The sequence below is a fragment of the Acidovorax sp. SUPP950 genome (assembly GCF_030158935.1).
Lineage (GTDB): Bacteria > Pseudomonadota > Gammaproteobacteria > Burkholderiales > Burkholderiaceae_C > Paracidovorax.
In genome coordinates this window covers 112,537-131,781 of sequence record NZ_BQXE01000001.1, presented here as the reverse complement: position 1 = coordinate 131,781, position 19,245 = coordinate 112,537, and the positions used below count along the sequence as shown (strand labels likewise).

At 59.6% G+C, this 19,245-nt stretch carries 16 protein-coding genes and 2 pseudogenes; 15 read left to right on the top strand and 3 right to left on the bottom strand.

What is annotated here, in order from left to right:
• Positions 1–475: 475 nt before the first annotated feature.
• The 4 genes and pseudogenes from AVME950_RS00670 to AVME950_RS00655 form a co-directional block, all read left to right on the top strand.
• A complete protein-coding gene (locus AVME950_RS00670) occupies positions 476–1,246 on the top strand; it encodes a DUF6602 domain-containing protein (protein WP_284428364.1) in 771 nt (256 codons plus the stop codon).
• Positions 1,247–1,257: 11 nt separating this feature from the next.
• Positions 1,258–4,566 (top strand): hypothetical protein, encoded by a 3,309-nt coding sequence (locus AVME950_RS00665; protein WP_284428363.1) that lies wholly within the window; start codon positions 1,258–1,260, stop codon positions 4,564–4,566.
• Positions 4,567–4,786: 220 nt separating this feature from the next.
• A pseudogene (locus AVME950_RS24350) lies at positions 4,787–4,975 on the top strand (IS5/IS1182 family transposase); the annotation flags it as partial.
• Positions 4,975–5,523 (top strand): annotated as a pseudogene (locus AVME950_RS00655) (transposase); the annotation flags it as partial. The pseudogenes AVME950_RS24350 and AVME950_RS00655, both read left to right, overlap by 1 nt.
• Before the next feature lie 252 nt (positions 5,524–5,775).
• Here AVME950_RS00655 and AVME950_RS00650 read toward each other — a convergent pair.
• A complete protein-coding gene (locus AVME950_RS00650; RefSeq protein WP_284428362.1) occupies positions 5,776–6,735 on the bottom strand; it encodes a LysR family transcriptional regulator in 960 nt (319 codons plus the stop codon).
• Positions 6,736–6,831: 96 nt separating this feature from the next.
• Here AVME950_RS00650 and AVME950_RS00645 point away from each other — a divergent pair, with 96 nt between their 5' ends.
• On the top strand, positions 6,832–8,034 hold the full coding sequence (locus tag AVME950_RS00645) for an MFS transporter (RefSeq protein ID WP_284428361.1): 1,203 nt from the start codon (positions 6,832–6,834) through the stop codon (positions 8,032–8,034).
• A gap of 177 nt (positions 8,035–8,211) precedes the next feature.
• On the opposite strand, the gene gloA is transcribed toward AVME950_RS00645, so the two are convergent.
• Together gloA and AVME950_RS00635 are read right to left on the bottom strand one after the other, a co-directional pair.
• Complete coding sequence (gene gloA / locus AVME950_RS00640; RefSeq protein WP_284402030.1) at positions 8,212–8,628, bottom strand: lactoylglutathione lyase; 417 nt, start codon at positions 8,626–8,628, stop codon at positions 8,212–8,214.
• On the bottom strand, positions 8,625–9,176 hold the full coding sequence (locus AVME950_RS00635; protein ID WP_284428360.1) for a PaaI family thioesterase: 552 nt from the start codon (positions 9,174–9,176) through the stop codon (positions 8,625–8,627). Before AVME950_RS00635 ends, gloA begins: the two co-directional genes overlap by 4 nt.
• A 51-nt stretch (positions 9,177–9,227) precedes the next feature.
• Between AVME950_RS00635 and AVME950_RS00630 the strand changes: the two genes are divergently transcribed.
• The 10 genes from AVME950_RS00630 to AVME950_RS00585 all read left to right on the top strand — a co-directional run bounded on the left by AVME950_RS00630 (position 9,228) and on the right by AVME950_RS00585 (position 19,230).
• Positions 9,228–9,683 carry a MarR family winged helix-turn-helix transcriptional regulator gene (locus tag AVME950_RS00630; protein WP_284428359.1) on the top strand — a complete coding sequence of 152 codons (456 nt, stop codon included), beginning with the start codon at positions 9,228–9,230 and terminating at the stop codon, positions 9,681–9,683.
• 63 nt (positions 9,684–9,746) lie between these two features.
• The gene (locus tag AVME950_RS00625; protein WP_284428358.1) at positions 9,747–11,045 is read left to right on the top strand and encodes an MFS transporter; all 1,299 of its coding nucleotides are present in this window, start codon (positions 9,747–9,749) and stop codon (positions 11,043–11,045) included.
• Positions 11,046–11,143: 98 nt separating this feature from the next.
• The gene (locus AVME950_RS00620; protein ID WP_284429540.1) at positions 11,144–12,514 is read left to right on the top strand and encodes an MATE family efflux transporter; all 1,371 of its coding nucleotides are present in this window, start codon (positions 11,144–11,146) and stop codon (positions 12,512–12,514) included.
• Between the two features lie 182 nt (positions 12,515–12,696).
• On the top strand, positions 12,697–13,581 hold the full coding sequence (locus AVME950_RS00615) for a ParA family protein (RefSeq protein WP_284428357.1): 885 nt from the start codon (positions 12,697–12,699) through the stop codon (positions 13,579–13,581).
• 21 nt (positions 13,582–13,602) lie between these two features.
• The gene (locus tag AVME950_RS00610; protein WP_284428356.1) at positions 13,603–15,309 is read left to right on the top strand and encodes a ParB N-terminal domain-containing protein; all 1,707 of its coding nucleotides are present in this window, start codon (positions 13,603–13,605) and stop codon (positions 15,307–15,309) included.
• A gap of 30 nt (positions 15,310–15,339) precedes the next feature.
• Positions 15,340–15,969: an STY4526/YPO1902 family pathogenicity island replication protein gene (locus AVME950_RS00605; protein ID WP_284428355.1), complete on the top strand. Its 630-nt coding sequence runs from the start codon at positions 15,340–15,342 to the stop codon at positions 15,967–15,969.
• Complete coding sequence (locus tag AVME950_RS00600; protein WP_284428354.1) at positions 15,966–16,217, top strand: hypothetical protein; 252 nt, start codon at positions 15,966–15,968, stop codon at positions 16,215–16,217. The genes AVME950_RS00605 and AVME950_RS00600 overlap by 4 nt, the downstream gene beginning before the upstream one ends.
• A 52-nt stretch (positions 16,218–16,269) precedes the next feature.
• The gene (locus AVME950_RS00595; protein ID WP_284428353.1) at positions 16,270–16,749 is read left to right on the top strand and encodes a hypothetical protein; all 480 of its coding nucleotides are present in this window, start codon (positions 16,270–16,272) and stop codon (positions 16,747–16,749) included.
• 64 nt (positions 16,750–16,813) lie between these two features.
• Positions 16,814–18,469, top strand: a complete 1,656-nt coding sequence (locus AVME950_RS00590; protein WP_284428352.1) for a hypothetical protein — start codon at positions 16,814–16,816, stop codon at positions 18,467–18,469.
• Positions 18,470–18,795: 326 nt separating this feature from the next.
• A complete protein-coding gene (locus tag AVME950_RS00585; protein ID WP_284428351.1) occupies positions 18,796–19,230 on the top strand; it encodes a hypothetical protein in 435 nt (144 codons plus the stop codon).
• The last annotated feature ends 15 nt before the right edge of the window (positions 19,231–19,245 follow it).

The following is a 19,245-nucleotide window of genomic DNA, read 5'->3' as shown; positions in this document are numbered from 1 at the left end:
CAAACAATTGCTACCACGACAGCGACCAGCTGGGAGCTAGCAATTGCCACGGCTTCTGATCAGCTGGTTTAGGTTGGACGCGGCTGTTCGTTCTCGTCCCAGCGAACAGGTACTATCCTCCTGCCAGCGAGCATTGAAGTATCGGTGGCAGAGCTCATATCCAGCCGATTTCATGCGACTGGGTCACCTTGGAGGTCGATGTGAAATCGCTCATAAACGTTATCCGGAAATTGCCGGATGCCCGCGACGAAGCCACGCTAGGTTTTGGACACACCCGCACTGGAAAGCTGACAGCGCCGGTCAGTTCCCGGCGCTTACGAAGGGGGAATAATGGAGCGTAGTGCGCGAGAGTTCGATAGCTACGGCTTTAAAAATGCGACCTGAATTTAGACTCGACCTGTAACTGTGAAGCTTGTCTAGCAAGGAAACGCTAGCACTCAGCCTCCGGCCTAAACAATCATCAAGAGGGGGAGCAATGCAAAAGGCATCTGCGCCGAGTGTTGGCGCTTACCTGGAGTCTTGGGGATTAGAACTGGCCGCAAGGCAAAACCGTGTGCGCCTTTTAATCGGAGATGCGCACTGGCTATCTGACGGGCACCACAAAGAAGAGATTCTGCGCGACTTCTTAAAGCGCTACCTACCTAGCGAGGTCGTGTGCTCGACTGGCTTTATACGGTCTGCGTCCGAAGACAGGCAATGCTCCCGCGAGGTGGACATTCTTGTCTACAGTGGCCGCATACATCTTCCCTATTTTGCTGAAGGCGGAATTAGCATTGTTGATCCGGCATCAGTACTTGCAACTCTAGAGATCAAGTCCAGCTACAGCACCGATGCCTTAAGGGATGCTTTGCAAAACACCAAAGAATCCCGAGCGCTCGCCATGCCTGAGAAGCCAGCGGCTGAGAATCTATGGAGTGGAATATTCTTCTACGATCTTGATGCGTCCAGAACTCTGGAATCTGCCGTCGCAACGCTGGCAAGCACATTGACTGAGATACTTGATCCAGACAAGGAACGAAATCTTTATCCCACCTGCGTAGTGCTGGGAAAGAACCTATTAGCATTTCCCACCTCCGACGGCACCAAAGTTCGAATCCGGGCATTCGAACGCACGGACTGGGGCTTCGCTTGCGCGATCTGCGATCTTTTCTCAAGCATCATCAGCCAGATTGATGGGCTCAAACTCTCGGGATTCGAAGAGTGGGGAGCCAGTGGAACGTTCAAGATGCACGAGAAAACTTTCTAAGAGGAACCGGTGTGAAAGAAATCGGCCTTGACCAATTTGGGGAGGAACTTGCTTCTCTTACTATGCGCCCAGGGCTGCTGTTTGGCCCTGGGGTAACCCGAGCGCCGGGTATCCTCGCAAACGAGTTTCATACGGTTTTTGACAAGCTCGGCTTGGTGGATCTATTGCCTAGAGACGCCAGCGATTCGGACTATCCTGCCGCTGTCGATGCGGCGTTTGAGAGAAGACCTGATAAACAAGAATTGATCAGGGATGAGCTAGTTTTAAAGATCAAAGGCATTGAGCCTTCCTTGGATCTTCGCCACCTTGTGCGTGCTGGTTGGTCTGCTTACGTGTCTTTGACTGAGGACTTACTGTTAGAGGAAGCGCTTAGAAACTACGCGGACTCTCAGCCCTCCTCAAGAGCGGTGACAATCATCGACCACACGTCGATTACTCCACCCGCGCGGTCTTATCCGATTTACAAGCTACTAGGTAATGCGACCAACGCAGCAGAAGACTCGTGTGTTTGCCTAAGCGACGTTGACCTCGCGCTCAGAAGGCAGGTGTGGCCGACTCTCATTCGGAGTATCGCTAACTACCTACGAGAAGCTCCTTTGGTAATTCTCGGATTCTCTTCAACAGTGCAGCGACTCCGCGATGCACTCGCATTACTCGCAGGCCAAGCCAGTCCACGTGTCACCAAGCTTAGGCTTTTGAAAAATGATCCATGTCTTCAAGATCCCACCATCAAGGGTCTATTAAAGAAATTCGATGTTGCGTTGATTGACGCTGACATACGCGATCTATCCGAACGTGTCGGACGTGCAAACCTCCCGGGATCAAAGCGCGCATCGATAGGTCAGCAAAAGAGTGCCCTCCGCGCAATGCAGGATGCCGCTTCTCGGTACGACTCCCCCATTGCAGTTGTACCTCCTGCTGGGATCGCGCCTTTAAGTTTAAGTCGCATGGAGCTGCCAGTCGCTATCGATAGCCTCTTCCGGCCAGCCGCTTTGGATTGGAAGCCTTTTGAAGCCGCACTCGATCTAAGGCGTGACTGCACTGATCAGATAGTTTCTGAAGTCCGGGCGCAAACAGATCTGTCCACCGTTGGGCATCCTCGCCTGTACATGCTAGTAGGTGAGGCTGGCGTCGGGAAAACCAGTATCGCGAAGCGTGTGGCGCTGGAAGTTGCTAGTGACTCGACGCTTGTGTGCTGGTGTCGTCGCATCGACGCAGGCGGATGGATCAAAACTTTCCGAGAATGGCTTCCGTCAGCATTTGCATTGCTCAACAAGGAGTACCAGGGCCATTACAAGAAGTTGGTGCTGATGTGTGATGACCCGTGGGGCCTTCGTATAGATGCATCTGATGCTCTTGTTGCTCTGGAAAAATCTCCGATTCCGGCCGTTCTGGTAGTCAGTCTGAGAAACACAGATCGCTATGTAATCGATCTTCGATCAACGGTAGCGACGGCGATGGCGCACAAAGAGATCGACATCCCGTTTGAGCTATCTGATGGGGAGTTGGATCGCCTTGCAGTGACGCTTCACAAGATTGATGCTGTAGCCACAATTGAGCGCGGTCATGAATTGGTTCGGACTGTCTACAGCAAGAATGCTCGCGACATCCTTTGTAGCCTCTGGTATCTCATTCCTGAGACCAAGTCACAGTTAGCAGAATCTCTGAAGAGTGAGTATTTCAGGCTTGGCGAGCTACTGCCCGTTGCCGATCTCGCCCAGCGAACTCACGTTAACGGAGTAGTCGCACACAAAGCTTATGAGTTCGTCACGGTGTGCAGCCGCCTCGATATCGGCCTACCCATCGAGATCTTGGTAAATGCATTGGGCATCGATTACTCTGAGTGGATCGGGTCTCTTGAGAAAGGCCGTCCTCTTTGGGGACTACTGTACGACACGATGTCTGAAGACGGCTCAACGGTTGTCTACTTCACGAGAAATGAAATCGTAACGCGAGTCCTTATTGATCTCGTGAACGGTGGTTTGCACGGACACAATGGCGAAGCTCGCGTCCTAAAGTCGCTAATTTCTGATTCAATCAATGCCGGAAAGTATCGGAACTTTGTGATTGATATTCTCGTTCGTGCAAGATCGAAGATCACGGATATCTTTACCTATGAGCAAGGACGCGATCTATATGAGGCTGCGTTGGCAGGCTTAGCGACCGAGGATCGGTTAATCGAGCATCATTTCGGTATCTGGATCCAAGACAAGGGCCCCAAGGATGGTACGGCATACAGGCAACTGGAGAAAGCCCTACATAGCTCAGCAGCCTCAGGATCAGATCGCGATGCGCCTAGAGAGCATATTCATGCATCTATGGCTGCTGCAACCCTCGCCCAGATTCGAGGCGGGATGCTCGATTGGAATCAAGGCGCCGAACGCGTTAGACACCATCTTCACCTAGCTTCAAGCCCCACTTTCTTCAATGCTCATGGTTCGCATGTTGCAGCCAACTTACTAGTTGAAGCCGCTCAATTGGCCGCGCAGAAGCAGGACCGTGAGACGGCAGATAAATTCACCATCGATGCTTTCGAGGAAATCGAAAAAGCTTATCAGACAGTAGGAGCAAAGGCGAGAGCTTCTTTTCAGTACAACAAAACGTTGGGAATGCTTGAGGATCTGCAGCGTAGGATCCTAGGACTGATTCCTGACGCAAGTCAGCTTAGAACCTTAGCTCAAGATATCTTTTCAAAAAGCGGTCGGCAGACTGGATTTGAGCTCGCTGCCCGCCGCCTTCTTGTAGAGGCAAGAACGAGTGGAAAGGGTAAAGACTTCAACGAGGTCAATGACTATCTCAACGAATGCATGGAGCAGATCGAGCAGGCCAAAGCCTATCCATCTGCGAGTCTATTGGCTGTCCGTATAGATCTGATGATCAGATGGAAATTGCACGGTCTCAAAAAAGTAAATTGGGAGGCATTTAGGGACGATTTGCTCGATGTTCTGAATAATCCGAAGTTTAGAGACGATGCACTGAGGAGGTTCTTTCTCGCAGTCGCATATTTTCATTTGGGCGAAAGCACCGAGTCGAACGCAGAATTTGCGCAATTGCGGCGCGACAGCGCAACAAATCACAAACCCAATGACATTCGCGCCTACTTCCAGGACAGCAATGGCAATGCACGGAGAGTTCAGGGAACCGCGAGGTATGTAAATAGCAAAGGGATGATTTCTATCCCTGAGCTGCAACTCGACGCCCCGCTACGTAACGGCTCTCGCGTCGGGACCGGGCTCACTCACGTCTACATCGGTTTTTCCTTCAACGGGCCTATTGCCGTTGGTGATGCCCCGGAGGAACAGGATCTGATACTCAATTGATGTGCGTCTTGCACGCCGTGCATACAAGTTCGCCTAAATGCGGCAGCTTGTTGCTGCTGTGCTTGAGTCGCGCGTGTGCCCGGCGGCTTGCTGATTTGTTGTGCACATTCATGCTGCCCGAGTACATGTCAGCAACCGCTAGAGGCTGTATGAAAACCCTTTTCGCGGCTTGCCGGATGGACCAGTAAAGTCTGTCGGCATCTTGGACACCGGTATCAATATGTCCAGATACATCGAGGGTCAGGACCGGCATCAGGTCACATTGCTGCCAGAGAGCCTGGATGACTTCATTGCACAGGACAACACGGTTCGAATCGTTGATGCCTTCATCAACGAGTTGGACCTGGCGGCCCTGGGGTTCCATGGTGCAACACCGGCTGCAACCGGCAGGCCCTCGTACCATCCCGCGCCGACCGTGGCTACTAAAGCGGCCCTGGACTCAAGACTTGCGAGGATGCTGGCGTTGCCGCGCTTGTTCCCAAGCCCATGACATCCAATGCCAGATTCGAAGGCCGGTTCGATAAAACCGACTTCATCTGTGTCGCTCGCGACGATGAGTACTAATGTCCAGCGGGCCAGCGAGCGATCCGCCGCTTCAGCCGAGAAGAAGCTGGATTGCAGATCAGCATCTACTGGTGCAGCGCCTGCCCCACCTGCGCCATGAAAGCGCAATGCACAACGAGTCAGTACAGGCGCATCAGGCGATGGGACACGAGGAGGAGGGTTCAGCAACGGTTGGACCGGATGCCTCACGCCATGACGGTGCGCAAAAGCACAGTCGAGCATGTCTTCGGCATCCTCAAGCACTGGATGGGCTGGACGCACTTCCTGACCCGAGGCATTGAGAACGTGACCACCGAAATGAGCCTGAGCGTGTTGGCGTACAACTTCAAACGCGCGCTCCGTATTCTAGGCTTCGAAAACACAATGAAGGCAATGCGCCTCTCGGGCGCATAGGAGTCCGAAAGGGTCTTTGTAAGCGGGAATCGGTGGCCCGAGGGCATCTCAAAGACCACTCAGACGAATCGCAGACTCGGCCAATTCGAGTAAACCACTGTGGGCCTCAAGTAGCGCTGCAGTGGGGCAAGTTCTCCGCGCGTTATCACACAGCCTCGCTGCGCAGCCGACAACCCACACGTCAAAGCTGAAAAGCGGTAGTGGGCCTAACCCCTCGTATTGCTCGAGACCGCTCCCCGCATGAATCCCATTTCAACGCACGCGCAACTGCTCCGCCAAGTGGCCCAGCAAGCTATCCACCTTCGGCAGCAGCCGCTTGCTGCGCGGCCACACGATGTGCAGCGGTAATCCCTCCAGATCGTAGTCCGGCAGGATCGGCACCAACTGCCCTGCACGCAGCGCGTCCCCCGCCAGCCAGGTCGCCAGTTGCGCGACACCCAGGCCCGCCACCACGGCGTCGAGCTGCGCCTCCCCATCGCCCACGACGATGCGGCTGTCCACCGCGCGCCGCTCGGTCGGGCTGGCTCCCTGGGAAATGAGCCAGGGGCTTGCCGTGCCGTCCGCGCGGCCGTAGGTGATCGCGTCGTGCGAGGACAGCAGCAGGTCGTCCAGCGTGGCGGGCACGCCCTTGCGCTCCAGATAGGCGGGTGAGGCGCAGAAGATCAGGCGCTCCTTGCCGAGGAACCGGTGCCCCAGGTTGGCGGGCCAGGTGTCGGCGCCGCCGATGCGCACGGCGACATCGATGCCGTCATCCACCACGTCCACGAAGCGGTCGGTGAACGAGACGTGCAATTGCACCGCGGGGTGATCCACCGCGAAGGCCATGAGCCAGGCCATGACCTGGCGGCGGCCGAAGGTGGCGGGCACGTCCACGCGCAGGCGGCCGGACGGCTCGGCGGTGTCGGATGCCAGCACGCGTTCGGCCGATTCGATGTCTTCCAGCACGCGCAGGCAAACCCGGTGGAAGGCGGTGCCGGCGTCGGTCAACTGCAGCTTGCGGGTGGTGCGCTCGAACAGCCGGGTGCTCAGCCGCGCCTCCAGCCGTGCGATGGATTTTCCGACGGCGGAACCGGTGAGGTTCAGCCGGTCTGCCGCGGCCGCGAAGCTGCCGGCAGCGGCGACGGCGACAAACACGTCAATGCCTTTGAGGCGTTCCGAGCTGTTCACGATGGCGGGGCACTCCTGAGGGGCGATTGCAGAATTTTCCTCCATTGAATCAGGAAAAAGCATCCAACAGAAGAAACCCTGGATTGAATAAGCTGGCGGATCAGCCAGAAGAAGGCTTTTCCCATCGTCATCCCCATCCGTATGCCCACGCTCGCCACAGAACCCATCACCACCGAACCCACCGGCACGAAAGCCGGGGCATCGTCCATCGTCGTCCTGGCGGTGGCCGCGTTCGTGATCGTGACCACCGAATTCCTGATGGTGGGGTTGCTGCCGGCATTGGCCCGGGATCTGGGTGTGTCCGTTTCCACGGCCGGCCAGTTGGTGACGCTCTTCGCCGTGGTGGTGATGCTGTGCGGGCCGGTGCTGACGGCGTGGCTGGGCCACATCGAGCGCAAGCGCCTGTTCGTGGCGGTGCTGGTGCTTTTTGCCGTGTCGAATGTCGTCGCGGCGATGGCGCCCAATCTCTGGGTTTTGGCGATCGCGCGCATCGTGCCGGCTCTGGCCTTGCCCGTGTTCTGGGGCACGGCCAGCGAGACCGCCGCGCAACTGGCCGGGCCGCAGCGGGCGGGGAGGGCGGTGTCGACAGTCTACCTGGGCATCTCGGGCGCCATGCTGTTCGGCATTCCGCTGGGCACCCTGGTCGGCGATGCGGTGGGGTGGCGCGCTGCCTTCTGGATCCTGGCGGCCCTGTCACTGGCGGTGGCCGCGCTGCTGCAGATGGCCATGCCCCGCATGAAAGCCGGCCAGCGCGTGGGCTTGGCGGCGCAGGCACGCCTGCTGCGCCATCCGGCGTTCATCGCCAATGCGGTGCTGTCCGTGGTGGTGTTCACCGCGATGTTCACCGGCTATACCTACCTGGCCGAGCTGCTGGAGCAGGTGGCGCAGGTGCCGTCATCGCAGGTGGGCTGGTGGCTGATGGGCTTTGGCGCGGTGGGTTTGATCGGCAACTGGCTGGGCGGCCTGTGGGTGGATCGCAGGCCCCTGGCGACGACGGCCGCGTTCAGCGCGATGCTGGCGGTGGGCATGGTGGCGGTCATGTGGTTGGCGCGACAACCCCTTGGGTTGGTCGCCGCGCTGGCGGTCTGGGGCGTGGCCAATACGGCGCTCTATCCGATCTGCCAGCTGCGGGTGATGAAGTCGGCGCCGGATGCGCAGGCGCTGGCCGGAACGGTCAACGTGTCGGCGGCCAATGGCGGGATCGCGCTGGGCGCCATGCTGGGGGGCGCCAGCATTTCGCTCTGGGGTGTGGGCAGCGTGGCGCTGACCGGCGCGGTGGTGGCCCTGGTGGCCGTGGCGGCGTGCCCGTGGGTGGCACGGTGGGCCCGCAAGCGGCAGACCTAGCCGCTGGAGCCCAAGGCCAAGCCTGCCCGCGCGGACGGGCAGGCAGGGGCCGATGGGCCAGGAAAGCGGATCATGCCGCCCGTCCACTCGGTGGTTTTTCGATCCAGGTCAAATCGGTGCCCAGCGCATGTTTCACTAGGGCATTGCGCTATCAAAAATATAGCGATCAGTCCGCCGTCAGCGCAAACCGGTTCCCGCGCCCACGTCGTTCTTGCGTTCGATCAGCTCGATCTTGTAGCCATCGGGGTCGGTGACGAACGCGATCACCGTCGTGCCGCCCTTGACCGGCCCCGCCTCGCGCGTGACGTTGCCGCCGGCGGCCTTGATCTTTTCGCAGGCCGCATAGGCGTCCGGCACGCCCAGGGCGATGTGGCCGTAGGCCGTGCCCAGGTCGTAGCTTTCGGTGCCCCAGTTGTAGGTCAGCTCGATCTCGGCCTGGCCGGGGTTGCCGCCGTCGAAGCCCAGAAAGGCCAGCGAGTATTTGTACTCAGGGTTCTCGGACTGGCGCAGCAGCTGCATGCCCAGGACGTTGGTGTAGAAATCAATCGAGCGCTGGAGGTTGCCAACGCGCAGCATCGTGTGGAGGAATCTCATGCCCGCGATTGTGCCGGCATCTCGAAGACCAGGCACGTCGTCGTGGCGTGGGCGTAGAGCGTGCCGTCCGGTCCCACCAGCCGGGCGTCGGCGGTGGCCAACTGGCGGCCGCAGTGGATCACGCGGCCTTGGGCGCGCACGCGCGGCACCTTGGGCGTGAGGGCCTTGACGATGTTCACGCTCAGCTCGGCCGTGGTGTAGCCGCGCCCCACCGGCATGCGCGTGTGCACGGCGCAGCCCAGGGCGGAGTCGAGCAGGGTGGCGAACCAGCCGCCATGCACCGTGCCCATGGGGTTGAGGTGGGCCGTGCCTGGCGTGCCCTGGAAGATGGCCGCGCCGTCGTCCACTTCGATGAGCAAAAAGTCCAGCGTCTGCGCGATGGGCGGGTAGGGCAGTTGGCCGGCCAGCATGGACTGCATGACCTCCAGCCCGGTCTTGCCGGCGATCTGCGCCGGCGTGGCAACGCCGGCACCTGGGCCCGCGTTCATTCGCTCCATCACGGCCTGTTCCTGCGCAAGCCACTGCGCCAGGGTGTCTTCTTTCGCCATCGGCATCTCCTTTGATTGCACCTGCAATTGTTGTAGATACAATCATATGCCATGGATGCACCCCAGAAACCCCGAGGCTGTACGAACCTCAAACTGCGCCAGGTCACCCGCCTGGTCACGCAGCACTACGACACCGAGGTCGGCAAGACCGGGCTGAAGACCACGCAGTATTCGCTGCTCTCGCACATCCAGAACCTGGGCCCCGTGCGGCCGGGCGATCTGGCGCGTGCCATGCGCATGGACGCGTCCACGCTCACCCGCAACCTCCGGCCGCTTCAGGACGCGGGCTGGGTGGAGGTGGCGGCGGGAGACAACGCCCGCAGCCGCAGCGTGCAGCTCACCGAATCGGGCCGCGCCAAGCGCCAGGAGGCGCAGCGCCATTGGCGCATTGCGCAAGAGGCGCTGAACGAGCGCTTGGGCGTGGCGCACGTGGCAGCCCTGCACGCGCTGCTCGACGAAACGGTGCGCTTGCTGGATGTCGGCGCGGCTGCTGGCGTGCAGCCCTGATCGGTTTCGACCGAACGGCATCCCCGCTATCACCCCACACCTTCTTCAACCAAAGGCCCGCCCATGCTGTCCCAATCCGCCGCACGCTGGCTGCAGCGCCATGGCATCCACTACGGCTGGCTGGTGGCCGGCATCACCTTCCTGACCATGCTGACGATGTCTGCGGCGCTGGGCCTGCCGGGCGCAATGTTGCAGCCGCTGTCCAGGGAGTTCGGCTGGACGACGGACCAGATCTCCACCGCGCTGGCATTGCGTTTTGCGCTGTTCGGGCTGATGGGGCCGTTCGCCGCCGTGCTGATGGAGCGGTGGGGCCTGCGGGCGGTGATGTGCCTGGGCCTCGCTCTGGTGGGCACCGGCATGGCGCTGGTCACGCTGGCCAGCCAGCTGTGGCAATTGTTCGTTCTGTGGAGCCTGCTGCTGGGCCTGGGCACCGGCCTGACGGCGCTGGTTCTGGGCGCGGTGGTGGCCAACCGCTGGTTCGTCGCACGGCGCGGTTTGGTCGTCGGGCTGCTGACGGCCAGCGCAGCGACGGGGCAACTGGCTTTCCTGCCCTTCGCGGCCTGGATGATCGAACACTGGGGTTGGCGCTCCGCCATCGCGCCGATCTTCATCGCCTGCGCGGCAGTGGGCATGCTGGCGCTGGCCTTCGTGCGCAACCGCCCGTCGGACCTGGGACTGGCAGCCTATGGCGACACGGCGCCGGCCGCGGCGACGCCCCCGCCACCGGCCATGGCGATGAACTTCGCCACGCCATTCAAGGCATTGGCCGAGGCATCGCGCAGCGGCACGTTCTGGATTCTGTTCGCCACCTTCTTCATCTGCGGTTTGTCCAACAACGGGCTGCTGCAGACCCACTTCATTTCGCTGTGCGCGGACAACGGCATGGGCGCCGTGCCCGCCGCATCGGTACTGGCGATGATGGGCGCGTTCGATTTCGTGGGCACGGTCCTGTCGGGCTGGCTGTCCGACCGGTACGACAACCGCAAGCTGCTGTTCTGGTACTACGGCTTGCGTGGCCTGTCGCTGTTCTGGCTGCCGCATTCCGAGTTCACGTTCTACGGATTGGGCCTGTTCGCCATGTTCTACGGGCTGGACTGGATCGCCACCGTGCCGCCCACCGTCAAGCTGGCCGGCGCCACGTTCGGCCCGCAAAAGGTCGGACTCGTCTTCGGGTGGATTTTCGCGGCCCACCAAATCGGCGCGGCCGTGGCGGCCTGGGGCGCGGGCCTCACGCGCACGCTGCTGCTGACCTACACCCCGGCGCTCTACGCGGCGGGTGCGGCCTGCCTGCTGGCGGCCGGCCTGGTGCTGCTGATCCAGCGGCCGGCCCGGCCCGCAAAAGCCGTGGCACAGCCCGCCTGACCGGAGTCGCCATGTCTTCCACCGCCACATCCGCCTCTGCCCTGGCTTCGGCTTCTTCGGCGTCAGAGCCGCCCCAGCTGGATCCCCGCACCCGCCGCATGCTGGAGGCGCCGCTGGCGCCCTTGCTGTTGCGCATGGCGGCGCCGAACGTACTGATCATGGTGGCGCAGGCTTCGGCGGGCCTCATCGAAACGTGGTTCATCGGCCGCCTTGGTACTGATGCGCTGGCTGGCATGGCGCTGGTCTTTCCCATCGTCATGCTGATGCAGATGACGTCTGCCGGCGCCATGGGCGGTGCCATCGCGTCCGCCATCGCCCGCGCTTTGGGCCGCCGCGACCTTGCGCAGGCTGAATCGCTGGCGTGGGCCGGGCTGGTGATTGCCATCGCCTTCGGCTTTTTGTTCACGGTGGTGCTGTGGTGGGGCGGGGCGGCGCTTTACCGTTCGATGGGCGGGGAGGGCGCGTCGCTGGAGGCAGCGCTCACCTATTCGCACACAGTGTTTGCCGGCGCGGTGCTGGTGTGGCTGTTCAACGCATTGTCGGCGGTGGTGCGCGGAACGGGAAACATGGCGCTGCCAGCCAAAATCACGACCGCCGGCACGGTGCTGCTCGTGCCGCTGTCGCCCGTCCTGATCTTCGGCTGGGGGCCGATTCCCGGCCTGGGCATTGCCGGGGGCGCGCTGGCGCTGGTGTTGTATTACCTGGGCGGAACGCTGGCGCTGTGCGCGTATCTGCGTTCGCGTCACAGCTTGCTGCGGCTGTCTCGCCAAGGGCTTCAATGGCGCGGCGCCTTGTTCGGCAGCATCTTGCGGGTTGGGCTTGCAGGCGCCGTATCGACGCTTGCCACCAATCTCACCATTGGCATCGCCACGGGACTGGTCGGGCACTTCGGGCCGGCCGCCATTGCAGGCTATGGCACGGCATCGCGGCTGGAATACATCCTCGTCCCCTTGGTGTTCGGACTGGGGGCGCCACTGGTCACACTGGTCGGCACATGCCTGGGCGCTGGCGACCGCGCCCGCGCGCTGCGCGCGACGTGGATCGGCGCAGCCGTCGCGTTTGTACTGACCGAGGGCATCGGCGTGACCGCCGCGCTGTTTCCCCATGCGTGGCTTGGCCTGTTCGGTTCCGATCCCGCGATGCTGGAAGCCGGCGCCCAATATTTGCGGATCGTAGGACCGGTCTACGGCTTTTTCGGACTGGGACTGGCGCTGTACTTTGCGTCACAAGGCGCCGGACGGCTGGCTTGGCCGGTGGGCGGAAACGTTGCGCGGTTGATGGTCGCTGGCATCGGCGGCTGGTGGGCGATGGAATCCGGCGGAACGCTGACCCAAGTGTTCACGGCCCAGGCGGTAGCGCTGGTGGTGTATGGGTCGATGAATGCAATGGCCATCGCGGGCGGCGCCTGGTTCGGCCGCGTGGGTTGGCCCAAGCTACATATGGCGGCCAAGACAGGATCGTCAGGCTGACGCGGGACAGGAATGGGTCGACGCAAACTCTCAGCACTGATCCATAACTAGATACGATGTATATTATCTGACGAATACGTCAACTTGACGGCACTTGCCTGCAGTTGTCTACGTTTGCCGGATTTTGCCAAAGTGAGATCCTCCAGATTCCGTTGTTTGGTTAACCAAGCAACGAGGATCAAATGCTTACCATCACCGTCGTGTCCACCAAAGGTGGCGTAGGAAAAACCACCCTGGCAGCCAACCTCGGAGGGCTCCTCCGAGACATCGGCCTCCGCGTCCTGCTCGTAGACGCGGACATCCAGCCGTCGCTTACCCGGTACTTCTCGCTTGAGGTTGAGGCTCCTAAAGGTCTCACTAGCCTGGTCCAGACTGGGGTGCTGACGCCAGATTGCATCTCGACGGTGCAGTTGCCCCCGCCTGGCTACAGCGCAGCCGTGGACAAGATCCCACAGACGGAAGAGGGATCCCTTCACCTCGTCAAGTCCGACACCCGTGACGGCCGTCTGCAGGACTGGATCGCCCAACGCCTGGATCGACTGGTGCGCCTTTCCATGCCGCTTCGCCAAGCGAGCGTCGCGCAAGCCTACGACGTGGTGCTCATCGACACGCAAGGGGCCGTCGGGCACCTGCAGGATGCCGCCGTGAATGCGGCAGATCTGCTGCTCGTCCCCACCTCGCCCGACATCGTGTCCGCCAGGGAGTTCCTGGACGGCACCCGCGAGCTTCTGGATCGTCACGAGTCCACAGCCAACTTGGGTTTCAAGGTCCCGCAGATGAAGGCGGTGATCAACCGGACGGAGAACACGAAAAACAGCCGGCTCATGGCCGACCTGATTCGCGAGAACTTCATCGCAATGCGAGGGCGCGTCGACGTGCTCGGAACGGTCATTCCCTCGGCCGTGGCCTACCGCAACGCTGCTACGGCTCAGGTGCCAGTCCATTGGGCTGATCCCATTAAAGCAGCGTCATCCATGCATGAGCTCATGTGGGAGCTCATACCCAACGTCAGCGGCTTTCGAGCCTCCACCTTTAATCCGCCAGCCAATCAAGCATCTGCCCTCTGACGAACGAACGTGGAGGCAGTAATGCGAACCCCCGAAACGCTCACAGCGGTGGAGCGGGCTGCGCGGCTTAAGCAGCAAGGTTCTTCCGCTACAGCAGGAGAGCCTGTCGGCCCTCCGCCAGCCGCACCCCCTGGTGCCAAAAACATGAATGCTCAAGAAAAGATGCGGCAGTCCGCCCGCGATGCCCTTATTAAAGGGTCCGCCAACGCCACAGCCGGTCTCGACCCACTGGAGGAGATCGACGGGTCAGTGACAATCCTTGATATTAAAAATATCGACCCCTATAAATACAACCCTCGCACCAAGCCAAATCCTGCCCGCGCAGAACTGAAGGCAAGCATTAAAGCTGAGGGAATCACCAACCTCATTACCGTCACTCGCCGCTCTCCCAAGGAGAATTATTTTCCATATGGCGGTGGCAACACGCGTGTCGAGATCGCAAAAGAACTGTATGCCGAGGGCGATCAGCGCTTTTCTACGCTCACGGTGGTTACTAAGAAATGGCCTGGCGAGGCTTCAGTAATCACCGCTCACTTGAGCGAAAACGATAATCGCGGCGACATTTCTTTTTGGGAGCGGGCACAAGGTGTTTCTTCCTTCAAGCGTGAGTTCGAAAAGGATGCCGGACGCCTTTTGACCGCCTCGGAGATCAACAAAGAACTGAAAGATCGAGGTCTCAACTACGGTCTGAAGATGATTCAGAACTTTGCTTTTTCCACGGAGTTTCTGTACCCGATTGGTCCTTGGCTTCAAACGAAGGAAGTGAATGAGGTCATCCGGCCACTGATCGGTGCTATTCAGGAGCTAGCGCGCAAACGCGATGCAGTTGGCCCGGTCAAAGCTGCGATCGACGAGATTTTGCTGATGCACGGCCAAGATCTTGAAGCGTTGGAACTCGCCAATCGAGAGGTTGATCCGGCGGACCGGTGTGATGTGAGGGTTGATTCGGAGAGTTTGGTCACCGATCTGCAAAACGTCGCAGCGAAAGCACTGAGCGTGCAGATGGAGAGAGTCCCCGCGATTATAAAAGCGGTTATTGAAAATCCTAAGGCATCTATAGATGAATTGATTAAAGTTGGGCCCGAGAACCAGCCTAAAGCAAAGGCCACGCCGACCAATAAATTACAAATCCCTTTGGGTCCTATGCTTGGAAGCGTGCCCCGTCATGAAAAGACGCCGGCGGCAGCTGAGGTCACCACAGATGCCAATTCAACGGATATGCAAGATCGTGAGTCCAGGATCGCCGCATTCGGACGACAGCTGACCACCGATTTCATTGCCCTGAATGACGTGGTGCCGATCTCGGATTTCATCAAGCCTGAGCCCGCACTGCCATTTGGATTTCTCATCGACTTTCCGGAGGCCAGTGATGCAATCGCGGGGCACCCTCTCTCCGAAGAGCAGGCCACGATGCGTGAAGCGGTGTGGCCCATCCTGGCTGCGATCAGTGGTCAAAGCAATCATGCGCTGGTAGAGCGCTGCGGCGCCGAAAGCGCTTGGATTCAAACCGTTGGCCAGGGCCAGGAAGCGGTAACGCAGCGCTGCGCACAAATACGCGTGCTCTTTCGCAATGGTGTGATCTACGTCACCTCCGTCCACATCCTTGTGGCCCTGAGTGATAAGCGGGTTGGGCCTGCACTGTCTGCAGTTCTGAAAACGATTTTTGATTTTCACAAAGATCACCCTGAGTTGACAAAAACTCCGTTCCAGCAGCTTTTCGTGAATTAATTATCTGGTGCCCATATGGTTGATCGCAGAATGCCTATCGAAGTCCAGGCCAATGACCAACTCAATTATTTATTGCTCACTGAGTTGATTCGCCTCATCGAAACGGAGGACGGGCTGGTGCAGTTGTTGGAGCATGGGTGCGACGCAGAGCTCATCGACGGGCTTCGACGACGCACCTCCCGCGACCTCCTTGATTTGGCCTCACGGATGCGCCAGTGGCGTGTTAGTTTTTCCCCTTGGGAAATGCGGCAACATCTCGAAGGCATTGACCGCCAGCGCCGAGACGATGAACTCTGTGAATATTTCATTAAGCACGGCGCTTCGCAGCCTTTGATTGCGCGGTTATTCAGTCGATCGGCGATGGAAATCCGCAAGCTCCGCGAAATTTTGGTAGGGGGAGGAGCCAGGGGGCGGAGTCGCCTTCCAAGTGACCTGGGCGTGCGTGACGAAATTCATCGGGCGTGGTACGAAATCACCCGACCGGGATCTGGCGTGATGTCTTTGCGTGACAACATTTACCGTCTTCACGTTAAGTTTTCAGATTACTCAATAGACACACTCTACTCAACTATTCGTGAGTTTGAGCGGGAGGACACGTGTCGTAGCCGTCGTAGTGGCGAAGCGAAGTTGTCTATTAATCAGATCGGTACGACCCAATGACAGTCGAATATTTTTTGATTGACGCGCCACACACCGTACCCGATGAATATGCCGCATGGGTCCAGGCCAAAAACCGGCACCACGCGCTTTTTTTGGAGTTCATAACGAAATGCAAAGGCCGCACTGATGCAGACGCTCTGGCGATGGAGACGCTGGCCCTTGCTGCTGCAGCTGAAGCACAACGGCTGGAAATAGTCGCACGCCAAGCCTGGGCGAAAAAATTCCATATTCAGCGTGATTCAATATAGAAGATACCAATATTCAAACTGCGATAAATCAGGCTTTGGGAAGTGACAGCGCATGACAACTGATAAAAAAATAACTGATTCTCACGGCGACATACTGTCCGCGATGCTATTGGACTGGGTCGGGCAAGCTCCAGTGACGATCCATCGGGCGTTTATCGACCTTACCGGCAATGTGTTGTGCGCGCTCTGGCTCACGTACGCTCTAGACAAAGGCCGCGCTTGGGAACGAAGCGTTGGGCACGAGGGAACCGTGAAGATCGAAATGACGTCCGCCGAATGCGAGCGAGACACCGGCATCACCCGAGCCCAGCAACAAACATGTCGCCGGCTGCTTCTGGACTTGGGGATATTGACGGAGGCGGGCGGCCTGGGGCGTGCGATCGAGTACACCCTCGACACGCGGCATCTGCTGGATCTGCTGATGCGTCAGGCCCAACCTCTCGCGGATGCCCTTCGTGCAAGCCGTGGCCTCGGTGAGTCGGAACGCGCGGAGGGTCCGGGTCGGGCCACGGCATCGCGCCTGGCCCGGTGAAGTGAGGTTCGACCTGGTGCGACCAAGCTCACTTCTTCACGACGCTTCGGCGAGTGGTCGTCATTTGGACGACTCTGAATCGCTCATTCAGGAGCAGATCCTCCTGCACCTGGATGAGCGCGGCTACGTCCCTTTCCATCCGCTGCTGGCAGAGAGGTTCGGTCACAAGGCGGCCGTGTTCGTCGGGCTCGCCTTGTACTGGACGAGGCACAGCCTGCGCAACCATCCGCAACGCGGCGGATGGTTCAACATGTCCATACAGCAGTGGCAGACGGCCATCGGCATCACCAGGACCGAGCAGACGACAGTTCGTCAGATCCTCGCTGAATCCGGAGTGCTTGAGGAGATGCTAGTCGGGCGGCCCGCCGTCATGCACTACCGGCTGAATGTCGGCGCCTTGGCCTCGGCGTTGGCGCGCTCCAGCGAGAGCAGCGCGCCGTCGTGGGACACCGTTTCAGGTTGGTTCCGCGGCTACCACAACTACTACAAGCCGCTGGCCGACATCGCGGGCAGCATCGGCGCTGGCTTGTACCTGTCCCTACTACTGCAGCGACACCGCGCAGCGTTGGTGCGGGGGCAACTAGCCAACGGTTGCATCGAGGTCAGCCAGGACGAGATCGGCGATGCGTTGTGTCTTGGGCCGAAGGTGCAGCGGAACGCGCGCACGCGGCTCAAGAAGGCAGGGCTTATCCAAGAGGCAGGCGCAGCGGGTGTTCTCATACGCGTGAATCTGGACGCGGTGCTAATGTGCCTGCGGGGGCAGACGATCAAGCCTCTCAAGGGCATCGCGCGACAGTCCGCGCCTGCGGCCGAAGCGCCCATGCATCTAGCGGTGGTGCAGCCCGTTCCGAACCCGCCCGAAGAGAAGGGCACCGCAGCGGTCGATCTGTCCGCACTCGCAGCCACCTTCCGCCAATTGCCCCTCGGGATTCAGGATCGCAGCCGACCCGCTACCGCGAGCCGACCGCGTGACTTGTTCATGTCCATCCTGACGTCTGGTGATCTTCCGGAAGTTGTCGGATTTCGACAGGTTGCCTCGACTGATGGCCATGCCCACCACGACACGCTCCAGAGAGAAAAATCCAAGCGCGACAGGCACTTACTGTGGCAACTAACTGCCTCGCTGGAGGAGCCGGCTAAGTCTGCGAAGAATGCCGTTTCCTGCAAACTTGAGAGCCCGCGGATTGCCGAAACCTGCAATCAAGGTCTGCCGTTTCCTGCAACACATATACAAGGGGGTTCAATACAAACTACTACTACAGGTAGTAGTAGTGGCTCGGAAAGCGACACGAGCCGTGTGGAGCTCTCCAACGGCCTCGTGTTCCCGGAATCCCTCACAACGGCCCAGGTTGCCTCGATTCATCAGCTGCTGGAACGTGTGCCGGTTGCTGATCGGCAGTTCGTCCTCGATGAACTCTCTGGCCGGATGCGCGGCCATTCACCGCTCAAAAGCCCGGTTGGTTGGCTCAGCGGTCTCATCAAACGCATGGACGACGGCCCCGTCGTTTTCGCTTACGCGGATGAGGTCGCAATGACCCGCCGGATGCAAGCCAGGTTGCAACGGCGTGCGGATCCCTCATCGCCGCCTCCGATCGCTCCTGAGATGCGGGCAGAACCCGTTGATCCAGCAGTAGCTGCACGCATCGCCGCACAGCGAGCGAAAGCACGCGCGCTAGCCGACGAGATGCGGGGCGCCCGATTTAACGGGAGAGCGAAATGATGCGCGCGGGTCCCTGCATCCAATTCCAAAAACTGAAAGCGAACCAGGCTTTGCGCCGCATCCTGGCTTCAACTGAGCAGCACTGCGGGCTGGACCCTGAACACGGTGACGGCGTAGGGCCTGACCAATTCCACGTAACCCCAAACGGGTTACGTGGTACGCGTTACCACGTAACCCAAAACGGGTCACCTGGTACCCGTTGCCACGTAGGCCAAAACGACTCACCTGGTACCCGTTACCACGTAGGCCAAAACGACTTACCTGGTGAGCCTCGCGAAGTGGCACTCATCGTGAATGAGTCCAAAAATCATCTAACTGGAGTCCTTATGACAGGCAATCAACTCTTTGCACAGCTTGTGCAGCGATTTCAAAACTATTCCGATGCCGCCGTTCTTTGGATCCTGCTTAAAGAGGAGGCAGATAAGCGAGATTATCAAACGACTGCTTGGAGCATGGCGGCAGAGCAGTTGTGTCAAACGATTTCGCCAAAGACAGTGCAGCGGTCTTTTCGCCACCTGACTGAAATGGGATTCGTCACCGTCCGGACGCACAAAAACACAAGGACGCACATCGCTGTTCATCAAGAAGCAGTTCTCGAGTTTCTGCGCCAGCCCATGGCAACACGCTTACCGGCGATGAGCCAAAAACAGTTTGCGTTTCTTGACGCGTGGGCTACCGACTCCCGCCCATCGGCTGCCCCTGGAGAGAGCGGCGCTGATGTGGACTCACGAGATCCCGCCGACCAGTCCACCCGCCATTGACCAATCGATTTAGGA